General features: G+C 74.1%; 1 protein-coding gene (cut by a window edge). It reads left to right on the plus strand.

Annotated elements, in window-relative coordinates:
- Positions 1-12,981: the 5' portion of a type I polyketide synthase gene (locus tag ACH4U7_RS01960; RefSeq protein WP_398526075.1), read on the plus strand. 15,963 nt of this gene lie beyond the right edge of the window; only the first 12,981 of its 28,944 coding nucleotides appear in the window; it begins with the start codon at positions 1-3; its stop codon lies off the right edge, out of view.

A 12,981-nucleotide genomic window follows, 5' to 3' on the forward strand; every position in this document is an offset into this window, starting at 1 on the left:
ATGGACAACGAACAGAAGCTCAGGGACTATCTCAAGCGGGCGAGCGCCGATCTGCGGCGGACCCGACGCCGGCTGGGCGAGATCGAGGCCGCGGCACAGGAGCCGATCGCCATCGTCGGCATGAGCTGCCGCTACCCGGGCGGGGTGAATGGCCCGGAGGACCTGTGGCACATGGTCGAGTCCGGTGCGGACGGCATCACCGCCCTGCCGACCGACCGGGGCTGGGATCCTCGCGAGCTGGCCGGGACGGCCGTCTCCGGCGGATTCCTGGACTCAGCTACTGAGTTCGACGCGGACTTCTTCGGCATCTCGCCGCGCGAGGCGCTGGCGATGGACCCGCAGCAGCGGGTGCTGCTGGAGGCCGCCTGGGAGGCGTTCGAGCGGGCCGGAATCGAACCGGGCACCCTCCGCTCCAGCCGGACCGGCATGTTCGTGGGCGCGATGGCGCAGGACTACCGGGTGGGCCCGGCCGACGGTGTGGAGGGTTTCCAGCTCACCGGCAACACCACGAGCGTCATGTCCGGCAGGCTCTCGTACACCTTCGGTGTCGTCGGACCGGCCGTCACCGTGGACACGGCGTGTTCGTCGTCGCTGGTGGCCCTGCATCTGGCCACCCAGTCGCTGCGCGCGGGGGAGTGCTCGCTGGCCCTCGCGGGCGGCATCACCATCATGTCGAGCCCGGCCACCTTCATCGAGTTCGGCCGCCAGGGCGGGCTGTCGGCCGACGGCCGCTGCCGTTCGTTCGCCGACACCGCGGACGGCACCGGCTGGGCCGAAGGCGTCGGCGTACTCGTCCTGGAACGGCTGTCGGACGCCCAGCGCAACGGACACGAGGTGCTGGCGGTGGTGCGGGGCACGGCCGTCAACCAGGACGGCGCGTCCAACGGCCTGACCGCGCCCAACGGCCCTTCGCAGCAGCGGGTGATCGAGCAGGCGCTGATCAACGCACGGCTGTCCGCCGATCAGATCGACGCGGTGGAGGCGCATGGCACCGGTACGACGCTGGGCGACCCGGTCGAAGCCCAGGCGCTGCTGGCCACGTACGGTCAGAGCCGCGGCGACCGGGGGCCGTTGCTGCTCGGATCGGTGAAGTCGAACCTCGGGCACACCCAGGCCGCGGCCGGTGTCGCGGGCATCATCAAGATGGTCATGGCGATGCGGCACGGGGTGCTGCCGCGCACTCTGCACATCGACCGGCCCTCGACCCATGTGGACTGGGAGTCGGGCGCCGTGGAACTGCTGACCGAGCCGACCGCCTGGCCGGTCACCGGCGAGCCGCGCCGGGCCGGGGTCTCCTCGTTCGGCATCAGCGGCACCAACGCACACACCATCATCGAACAGGCCCCCACCGAGGCACCGGCTGAGGACGAGCCGACCGGGTCCGACGGCGCCGCGGCTGGGCCGGGCGGCGCCGCGGGCGGGCCGGGCGGCGCCGCGGCTGGGCCGGATGGCGTTGCGGCCGGGCCCGGCCCGGATGCCGACCCCGCCGAGGTGCCCGAACCCGTCGTGACCGTCGGCCCGGGCGTGGTGCCGCTGCCGGTGTCGGGCCGGACCCCCGAGGCGCTGCGCGAGCAGGCCGCCCGGCTCCACGCCCACCTGGACGCCCGCCCCGGGCTCGGCCTCGCCGACCTCGCCTTCTCGCTGGCCACCACCCGCGCGGGCTTCGAACACCGCGCCGTCGTCACCGCGGGCGACCGCGCCACGGCGGCCGCCGCGCTGTCCGCACTGGCCTTGGGCGATTCCCCCGCCGGCCTGGTCAGGGGCACCGCACGAACCACACGGAAGCTGGCTTTCCTGTTCGCCGGGCAGGGCAGCCAGCGGCTGCGCATGGGGCGCGAGCTGGCGGAGCGTTTCCCGGTGTTCGCCCAGGCGCTGGACGCGACCGTCGCCGCGCTGGACACGTGGCTCGACCGCCCGCTGCGCGACATACTCTTCGCCGCCGAGGGCACCCCGGAAGCCGCCCTGCTGGACCGCACCGCATACGCCCAGCCCGCGCTGTTCGCCGTCGAGGTCGCCCTGTTCCGGCTGGTCGAGTCCTGGGGCATCACCCCCGACTTCCTGGCCGGGCACTCCATCGGGGAAATCGCCGCCGCCCACGCCGCCGAGGTGTTCTCGCTGGCCGACGCGGCGCGGCTGGTCGTGGCGCGCGGCCGGCTGATGGAGGAGCTGCCGTCCGGCGGGGCGATGGTGTCCGTACAGGCCACCGAGTCCGAAGTGGCGCCGCTGCTGACCGGGCGCGCCGACCACGTCTCCATCGCGGCGGTCAACGGCCCCTCGGCCGTCGTGGTGGCGGGCGACGAGGACGCGGTGGCCGAGATCGAGGCGCACTTCGCGGGCGAGGGCCGAAAGACCAAGCGGCTGCGGGTCAGCCACGCCTTCCACTCGCCCCGCATGGAGCCGATGCTCGAGGAGTTCCGCGCCGTGGTCGCGGAGCTGTCGCCGCGGGCGCCGGCGGTGCCGGTCGTATCGAACCTGACCGGCGCCCAGGCCACCGTGCAGGAGCTGACGTCCGCCGACTACTGGGTGGGCCACGTACGCCAGGCGGTGCGGTTCGCCGACGGCATCGGCTGGCTGCACGGACACGGCGTCGACACCTACCTGGAGCTGGGCCCCGACGGCGTCCTGTCCGCGCTGACCCGGACCTGTCTCGACAACACCGCCACCGACGGGGACCTGGCCGAGGACGCTGAGGGTCCCGGCGCCGCCGTACCGCTGCTGCGGCCGGGCCGCCCCGAGCCGGTGGCCGTCACCACCGCGCTGGCCGTGCTCCACGTACGCGGCGTGCCGGTCGACTGGGACCGCTACTTCGCCGGGACCGGCGTCCGGCGGGTGGACCTGCCGACCTATCCGTTCCAGCGCCGGCGGTACTGGCCCAAGGGCCTCGCCACTCCGGCGGGCGACATGCGGGCCGCGGGCATGGGCGCCGCGCACCACCCCCTGCTGGCCGCCGCCGTGTCCCTGGCGGACTCCGACGGCTTCCTGCTCACCGGCAGGCTCTCCCTGCGGACCCACCCCTGGCTGGCCGACCACGCCGTGCGCGGCACCGTCATCCTGCCCGCGACCGCCTTCCTGGAGCTGGCCATCCGCGCGGGTGACGAGGTCGGCTGCGACCGGGTCGAGGACCTGACCCTCGCCGCGCCGCTGGCACTGCCCGAACACGGCGGCGTCCAGGTGCAGATGTGGGTCGGCGGTCCGGACGAGTCCGGCCGGCGGACCCTGAACCTCTACTCCCGGCCCGACGGCGAGGGCGAGGGCACCGACGAGCTGCCGTGGACCCGGCACGCCACGGGCGTGCTCACCACCGGCGGGCACGACATCGCCTTCGACACCGCCCAGTGGCCGCCGGCCGATGCGCAACCCCTCCCGCTCGACGGCCTCTACGACCGGCTGGCGGCGGACGGCCTCGAGTACGGGCCGCTCTTCCAGGGGCTGCGGGCCGCCTGGAGACGCGGTGCGGACACGTTCGCGGAGGTGGCGCTGGAGCCTGCGGCCCAGGCCCCCGACGGCTCGTTCGGACTGCACCCCGCGCTGCTCGACGCCGCCCTCCACGCGATGCTCGCCGACCCCGGCCGGGACCCGGACCCCGACGGCGGGGGCACCGCCCTGCCGTTCTCCTGGGAGGGCGTGTCCCTGCACGCGACCGGCGCGTCCGAGATACGCGTACGGATGTCCCGAGCCGCCGACGGCACCCTGTCGATCGCGGTCGCGGATCCCTCCGGCCAACCCGTCGCCTCCGTCGAGGCGCTGACGCTGCGCGCCCTGCCGGCCGGCGGCCCCGGAGAGGGGACAGTGGCCGGGCGGGACTCGCTGTTCCGCGTGGACTGGACACCGCTGCCTGCCTCGGCGACGGACGGGACAGCGGCGGTGGCCGCGTCCGGGCCCGTGGTGGTGCTCGGCCCGGATGTCCTGGGCCTCGCCGAGACGCTACGGGCCGCCGGCACCGAGGCGCGGGTCCATGACGACCCGGCTGACCCGGCTGACCCGGCCGTGCTGACCGGGCCGGATGGCGTATCGCCCGGTGCGGTGCTGGTTCCGATGCTCGCCGACACCGCCGGGGAGATGGCCGACGCGGTCCGTACGCTGACGTCACGGGCGCTGGACCTGCTGCGCGTCTGGTCGGCCGAGGAGGGGCCCGCGGGCACCCGGCTGGTCTTCGTGACCCGTGGGGCGGTGGCTGCCGACGGCGGAGCAGCCACGTCCGGGGAATCTCGCGGCGAAGAAGCGAGCGCGCCCGTCGACCTCGCCGCGGCGGCCGTCTGGGGCCTGGCGCGCTCCGCGCAGGCCGAGGCGCCCGGCCGGTTCACCCTGGTGGACCTGGACCCCGAGGACCCCTCGACCGTCCTTCCCGCGTCGGCCCTGACGGCAGACGAGCCCCAACTGGCCGTCCGCCAGGGCACCGTGCTGGCCCCGCGGCTCGCCCGGGTCACCGCCCCCGTGCCGGACGCGGCGGACACGGGCAACGCGGCGGATCCGGAGCCGGGCTGGAACACCGACGGCACGGTCCTGATCACCGGCGGCACCGGCGGGTTGGGCGCCCTGGTCGCCCGGCATCTGGCCGCCGAACGCGGCGTACGCCATCTGCTGCTGCTCAGCCGCCGCGGCGACGCGGCCGAGGGCGCCGCCGACCTGGTCGCCGACCTCGCCGACCACGGGGCGGACGCGACCGTCGTGGCCTGTGACGTGGCCGACGCCGCCGCCTTGGCCGCCGTACTGGCGGGGATCCCGGCCGAGCATCCGCTGACCGCGGTCGTGCATGCGGCCGGAGTGCTCGACGACGCCATGATCGGCTCGCTGACGGCCGAGCGTATGGACGCCGTGCTGCGGCCCAAGGTCGACGCGGTCTGGGCCCTGCACCGGGCGACCGACGGGCTGGAGCTGTCCGCGTTCATCGTCTTCTCGTCGCTGGCCGGCACCGTCGGCACCGCCGGCCAGGGCAACTACGCGGCGGCCAACGCGTTCCTGGACGCGCTCGCCCGCCACCGCAGGTCCCAGGGCCTGCCGGCCCAGTCCCTCGCCTGGGGGCCCTGGGCCCTGTCGGACGGGATGACCGGCGCCCTGACCGAGACCGACCTGCGGCGGCTGGCCCGTATGGGCACCCCCGCCCTCTCGCCCGAGCAGGGCCTCGCCCTGTTCGACGCCGCGGTTTCCAGCGGCCACCCCGTCCTGCTTCCGGTACGGCTCGACCTGGCGGCGCTGCGCGCCTCCGCCGACGTACCGCATCTGCTGCGCGGACTGGTCCGCAAGGCCCACCGCCGGACGGTGGTGGCGGGCTCGGGGACCGCCTCGGGGCTGGCGCAGCGGCTGGCCCGGCTCGACGGCGACCAGCGCACCCGGGCCGTGGTGGACGTGGTCCGGGCCCAGGTCGCCGCCGTGCTCGGGCACGCGGGTCCCGAGGCCGTGGACCCGGACCGCCCCTTCCAGGACCTGGGGTTCGACTCGCTGACCGCGATCGAGCTGCGCAACCGGCTGAGCGCGGCCACCGGGCTGCGCACCTCGGCCACCGCCGTCTTCGACTACCCCACGGTCACCGCGCTCGCCGTCCATGTAGTCGGCGTATTCGATGAACTCCTCGGCAGCCGTGCCGCGGCAGCCCCCGACCCGGCACGGCCGAATCCCGTCACGGCTGTCGAGGACCCCATCGTGATCGTGGGCATGGGCTGCCGCTATCCGGGCGGCGTCGGCTCGCCCGAGGAGCTGTGGCGGCTGGTCAGCGAGGGCACCGACGCGATCTCCGGGCTGCCCGCCAACCGCGGCTGGGACCTGGAGACGCTGTACGACCCGGACCCCGACCACCACGGCACCACGTACACCCGTGGTGGCGGATTCCTCCACGACGCGGGCGAGTTCGACGCCGCCTTCTTCAATATGAGCCCGCGCGAGGCGCTGGCCACCGACACCCAGCAGCGGCTGCTGCTGGAAACCTCCTGGGAGGCGGTCGAACGGGCCGGGATCGACCCGGTGTCGCTGCGCTCCAGCCGGACCGGCGTGTTCACCGGAGTGATGTACAACGACTACGGCACCGTGCTCGCGGGCGGCGGCGACTTCGAGGGCTTCCTGGGCAGCGGCACGTCCCCGAGCGTGGCCTCGGGCCGGGTGTCGTACACGCTGGGCCTGGAGGGCCCGGCGGTGACCGTGGACACCGCGTGTTCTTCTTCGCTGGTGGCCATGCACCTGGCGGCGCAGGCGCTGCGGGAAGGCGAATGCTCGCTCGCGCTCGCCGGCGGCGTCACGGTGATGTCGACACCCGCGTCGTTGATCGAGTTCTCGCGGCAGCGGGGGTTGTCGCCGGACGGGCGGTGCAAGGCGTTCTCGGAGTCGGCCGACGGTGTGGGCTGGTCCGAGGGCGTGGGCGTGGTGGTGCTGGAGCGGCTGTCGGACGCGCGCCGTAATGGTCACGAAGTGCTCGCCGTGGTGCGGGGCTCGGCGGTCAACCAGGACGGCGCGTCCAATGGTCTGACGGCGCCGAACGGCCCGTCCCAGCAGCGGGTGATCCGTCAGGCGCTGGCCACTGCCGGTCTGTCGGCCGCGGACGTGGACGCGGTGGAGGCGCACGGCACGGGCACCACGCTGGGCGACCCCATCGAGGCGCAGGCGCTGCTGGCCACGTACGGGCAGGATCGCGAACGACCCCTGTGGCTCGGGTCGGTGAAGTCGAACATCGGGCACACCCAGGCCGCGGCGGGCGTGGCGGGCGTGATCAAGATGGTGATGGCGATGCGGCACGGTGTGCTTCCGGGCACGCTGCATGTGGACGCGCCGTCGTCGCATGTGGACTGGGAGGCTGGAGAGGTCGAACTGCTCACCCGGGCGGTGGAGTGGCCGTCGACCGGCCGGGTGCGCAGGGCGGGTGTGTCCTCGTTCGGGATCAGCGGCACGAACGCCCACCTGATCGTCGAACAGCCCGCGCCGTCGGACCCCGAGCCCGAGGAGGCCGCACCCCGGGGTAGCAACGGCTCCGTCGTCTGGCTGCTCTCCGGTCGTGGCCGCGCGGCGCTGCGGGCCCAGGCCGCCCGCCTGGCGGCCCGCGTGGACACCGACCCTGGGCTGGACGCCGCCGATGTCGCGCTCTCGCTCGCCACCACCCGCTCGGCCTTCGAGCAGCGCGCCGCCGTGGTCGCGCCGGACCGGGACGGGCTGCTGCGCGCGCTGGCCGCGCTCGCCGAGGGTCGTCCCGACCCCGCCGTGATCGAGGGAGAGTCGGGCGGCACGGACAAGCTGGCGCTGCTCTTCTCCGGCCAGGGCAGCCAGCGGGCCCGGGCGGGCCGGGAGTTGTACGCGGACTTCCCGGTGTTCGGCCGGGCGCTGGACGAGGTCTGCGCCCAGCTGGACCCGTACCTGGACCGCCCCCTGCGCGAGGTGCTGTTTGCCGACGAGGGCACGCCCGAGGCCGAGCTGCTGGACCTGACCGGCTGGACGCAACCCGCGCTGTTCGCCGTCGAAGTGGCGCTCTTCAGGCTCATGCTCTCGTGGGGCATCCAACCCGACTACGTCGCCGGCCACTCGATCGGCGAACTGGCGGCGGCCCACGCCGCCGGTGTGCTGTCCCTCCAGGACGCCTGCGCCCTGGTGGCCGCGCGGGCCCGGCTGATGCAGGCCCTGCCCGCCGGCGGGGCGATGGTGTCCGTACAGGCCACCGAGGACGAGGTGGCGCCGCTGCTGGCCGGCCGGGACCACGAGCTGGCGGTCGCCGCCGTGAACGGCCCGTCCGCGCTGGTCCTCTCCGGTGACGAGGAGGCGGTTCTCGAGGCCGCGGCACACTTCCGCGACCTGGGCCGCAAGACCAAGCGGCTGCGGGTCAGCCACGCCTTCCACTCGCCCCGCATGGACGCCATGCTCGACGGCTTCCGCGAGGTGGCACAGGGCCTGGTCTACGCGGCGCCGACCATCCCGATCGTCTCGAACGTGACCGGCGAGATCGTCACCGAGGAGCAGATCTGCTCCCCGGACTACTGGGTGGAACACGTCCGCGGGACGGTCCGCTTCGCCGACGGCGTACGCACCCTGCGCGACGCGGGCGCGACCACCTTCCTCGAACTCGGCCCGGACGGCGTCCTGTCCGCGATGGCCGAGGACACGCTCGGCGAGGAGTCCACGGCCGAGGCGGTGCCCGCCCTGCGGGCCGACCGCGCCGAGGAGCTGACTGTCGCGGCGGCTCTGGCCAAGCTGCACGTCCGCGGGGTGCGCGTGGACTGGCCCGGGTACTTCGGCGGCAGCGGGGCACGCCGTGTCGATCTGCCGACGTACGCCTTCCAGCACGACTTCTACTGGCCCGACACCGCCACCGCCGCGCCCACGGGCCCGGAGGCGGTGGCGGATCCGGCGGACGAGCGGCTGTGGAGCGCGGTCGAGCGCAGGGACGCGGCGGAACTGGCCACCGTGCTGGGACTGGAGGACGAACACCACGCGTCGCTCTACGCCCTGCTGCCCGCGCTCTCCTCCTGGCGCCAGAACCGGCATGAGAAGGCCGTGCTGGACTCCTGGCGGTACCAGGTGGAGTGGCAGCCGTTGCGGGTGTCCACGGCACCGGTGGCGGCCGGCACCTGGCTGGTCGTCACCGCGGACGGCACGCCCGGCGACCCGTTCCAGGACGATGTGGTGAACGCGCTGCGCGGGCACGGCGCCCGCGTCCACCGGGTGGTGCTGGACGACACGTGCGCCGACCGTGCCGTCCTGGCCGCACGGCTCGGGGACGTTCAGCCAGATGTTCAGGGGGACGCCGAGGAAGGGGTACGCCTCGACGAGGTGTCCGGAGTGCTCTCGCTGCTGGCCGTCGCCGAGCAGCCCGCCCCCGCCCATCCGAACGTGCCCGCCGGACTGGCGCTCACCGTCGCCCTGGTGCAGGCGCTCGGCGACCTCGGCGTCACCGCCCCGCTGTGGAATGCCACGCGGGGCGCCGTGTCCACCGGGCCGTCCGATCCGGTCATCAGCCCGCTCCAGGCGGCCATCTGGGGCCTGGGACGGGCCGCCGCCCTGGAACACCCCGGGCGGTGGGGCGGACTGGTCGACCTGCCCGAGGTGGTCGACCGGCCCGCTGCCCAGCGGCTCATGAGCGTGCTGGCCGGATCCACCGAGCCCGCCTCAGCGCACCACGACGAGGACCAGGTGGCGATCCGCGCCACCGGAGTGTCCGCGCGCCGACTGGCCCACCGTACGGTGGACGATCTGCCCGCCGCCCGCGACTTCACCGCGCGCGGCACCGTCCTGGTCACCGGTGGCACCGGCGCCCTGGGGGCCGAGGTCGCCCGGTGGCTGGCGCGCGCCGGCGCCGAACACCTGGTGCTGACCAGCCGCCGGGGCGCACAGGCCCCCGGCGCGGATGAGTTGCGCGCCGAACTGGAGGCCCTGGGGGCCGGGGTGCGCATCGTGGCCTGCGACGCCGCCGACCGCGACGCGCTGGCCGCCGCCCTCGCGGACCTCCCCGCCGACTCCCCGCTCACCGGGGTCGTGCACACCGCGGGCATCGCCTCCGCCGCGCCCCTGGAGGGCATGGCGCCCGCGGAGTTCGAGGAGGCGGTCGCGGCGAAACTGGCCGGGGCCGCCCACCTCGACGCCCTGCTGGGCGACCGCGACCTGGAGCTGTTCGTCATGTTCGGCTCCATCGCGGGCGTATGGGGCAGCGGCGGCCAGAGCGCCTACGGCGCGGCGAACGCCTACCTGGACGCGCTGGCGGAACACCGCCGCGCCCGCGGACTCGCCGCCACCTCCGTGGCCTTCGGCCCGTGGGCCGAGTCCGGTATGGCCACCCACGACGCGATGGCGGACGGCCTCAAACGGCGCGGCCTGCGCTTCCTGGCGCCCGAGCGGGCCATGGCCGAACTGCGCCGCGCCGTGGTGCACGGCGACACCACCGTGACCGTCGCCGACGTCGACTGGGACCAGTACCTCCCCGTCTTCACCTCCGTACGGCCGAGCCCGCTGCTCGGCGACCTGCCCGAGGCCCGGGAACAGGCGCGGCCACAGGCGGGTCAGCGGTCCGCGTCCGAGGCCGCGGACGGCGCGTCGGAGCTGGCCCGGCGGCTGCACGGGCGCACCGAGGCCGAGCAGGAGCGGCTGCTGACGAGCCTGGTACGCGCCGAGGCCGCCGCCGTACTCGGGCACGCCTCCGCCGACGGCGTACCCGAAGAGCGCGCCTTCCGCGACCTGGGGTTCGACTCGCTGACCGCCGTCGAGCTGCGCAAACGCCTGGTCACCCTGACCGGCCTGAGCCTGCCGAACACCACGGCCTTCGATTACCCGAGCCCCCTGGCCCTGGCCCGGCATCTGCGCACGCTGATCCTCGGCACCGGGGCGGCCGGCACCGGGCCCGTGGCGCTCTCCTCGGCCCACGACGACGAGCCGATCGCCATCATCGGGATGAGCTGCCGCTTCCCCGGCGGCGTACGCTCCCCCGAGGAGCTGTGGCGGCTCGTGGTCGACGGGGCCGACGCCATCTCGGAGTTCCCCGCCGACCGCGGCTGGGACACCGCCGCGCTGTACGACCCCGACCCCGACCGGGCGGGCAGGACGTACTCGACACTGGGCGGTTTCCTGGACTCGGCTGGCGAGTTCGACCCGGCGTTCTTCGGGATCTCGCCGCGTGAGGCGCTGTCCATGGACCCGCAGCAGCGGCTGCTGCTGGAGACGGCCTGGGAGAGTTTCGAACGGGCTGGCATCGACCCGCGGTCGCTGCGCTCCAGCCTCACCGGCACCTTCATCGGATCGACCTACCAGGACTACGGCACCGGGGTCGCGGACGGCACCGAGGGCCACATGGTCACCGGGAGCAGCCCCAGCGTGCTCTCCGGCCGGCTGTCCTATGTGTTCGGCCTCGAAGGCCCCGCCGTCACCGTGGACACCGCGTGTTCGTCGTCGCTGGTGGCCCTGCACCTGGCGTGCCGGTCGCTGCGCGAAGGGGAGAGCTCGCTCGCCCTGGTGGGCGGCGCGACCGTGATGGCCACACCCGCCTCGTACCTCGCCTTCAGCCGCCAGCGGGCGCTGGCCGCGGACGGCCGGTGCAAGGCCTTCTCCGATGCCGCCGACGGCATGACCCTGGCCGAGGGAGTCGGCATCCTGCTGGTCGAACGGCTCTCGGACGCCCAGCGCCACGGCCACCCGGTGCTCGCGCTGGTCCGCGGTTCGGCGGTCAACCAGGACGGTGCCTCGAATGGTTTGACAGCGCCGAACGGACCGTCCCAGCAACGCGTCATCCGGCAGGCCCTGGCCAACGCGCGCCTGTCGGCGGGCGACGTGGACGCCCTCGACGCGCATGGCACCGGCACAGCGCTGGGCGACCCGATCGAGGTCCAGGCGCTGCAGGCGGTCTACGGTGACGACCGCGCCCCGGACCGACCGCTGCTGCTGGGCTCGGTGAAGTCCAACATCGGGCACACACAGTCGGCGGCCGGTGTGGCAAGCGTGATCAAGATGGTCATGGCGATGCGCCACGGGCTGCTGCCCAAAACCCTGCACGTCGAGCAACCGTCGTCGCACATCGACTGGTCACCCGGCACGGTGGCGTTGCTGTCCGACCCCGTCGCATGGCCGGACACCGGAGAACCGCGCCGCTGTGCCGTCTCCTCGTTCGGTGTCAGCGGCACCAACGCGCACGCGTTGCTCGAGCAGGCGCCCGAGGCCGTGCCGCGGACCCCCGTCGAGGAGCCGGGCCAGGCGGGGCCGGGGGCCCTTCCGTGGGTGCTGTCGGCCCGCGGCGCCGCCGCGCTGCGCGAACAGGCCGCCAACCTGCTCTCCCATCTCGACGGCCACCCCGAGACCACACCGGCCGACATCGGGTATTCGCTGGTCACTTCGCGGTCGCTGTTCGAAGACCGGGCTGTGGTCGTCGGCGAGCACATCGAGGACTTCCGGCGGGAACTGGAGGCGCTGTCGAAGGGCACCTCGTCGGCCGCGGTGGTGTGTGGGGTTGCCGATGTGGAGGGGAGGTCGGTGTTTGTCTTCCCGGGGCAGGGTTCGCAGTGGGCGGGTATGGGTGCCCGTTTGTTGGACGAGTCCCCGGTGTTCGCGGAGCGGTTGGGGGAGTGTGCCGCGGCTCTGGCGCCGTTCATCGACTGGTCGTTGATGGATGTCGTGCGGCAGGTCGAGGGTGCGCCGTCGTTGGAGCGGGTTGATGTGGTGCAGCCGGTGTCGTGGGCGGTGATGGTGTCGCTCGCGGCCATGTGGCGTTCGCATGGAGTGGAGCCGGATGCGGTGGTGGGTCACTCGCAGGGTGAGATCGCCGCCGCGTGTGTGGCGGGTGCGTTGTCGCTGGAGGACGGCGCGCGGGTGGTGGCGCTGCGCAGCCAGGCGATCGCGCGCCAACTCGCCGGTGCTGGTGGTATGGCGTCGGTGCCGTTGCCGGTCGCCGAGGTCGGGGCGCGGCTGGAGCGGTGGGGCGGCCGGGTGTCGGTCGCCGCGGTCAACGGGCCCCGCTCGGTGGTCGTGTCCGGTGACCGGGAGGCGCTGGACGAGCTGGTCGAGGAGCTGACGGGCGAGGAGGTGCGTATCCGCCGGATCGCCGTGGACTACGCCTCGCACTCCGCGCACGTCGAGGAGGTTCACGAAGAGCTGCTGGACCGGCTGGCACCGCTGTCTCCGCGCACCGCAGAGGTGCCGTTCTTCTCCACGGTGACCGGTGACTGGCTCGACACCACGGGCATGGACGCGGACTACTGGTACCGCAATCTGCGGCAGACGGTGGGTTTCGAACCGGCGATCCGCGCCCTTCTGGCCCAGGAACACCGGGCGTTCATCGAGGTCAGCTCCCACCCCGTACTCACCGTCGGGGTCCAGGAGACGGTGGACGACAGCGACTGCCAGGCCGTCGTCTGCGGCACGTTGCGCCGCGACCACGGCGGTCTCGACCGGTTCCTCACCTCGCTGGCCCAGGCGTTTGTGCGCGGTGTGCCGGTCGACTGGGCGGGGATGTTCGCGGACTTCGACGCCCACCATGTGGAGCTGCCCACCTACGCGTTCCAGCGGGAGCACTTCTGGGCCCTGCCCGCCGGG

The organism is Streptomyces sp. NPDC020845 (assembly GCF_044334165.1).
Lineage (GTDB): Bacteria > Actinomycetota > Actinomycetes > Streptomycetales > Streptomycetaceae > Streptomyces.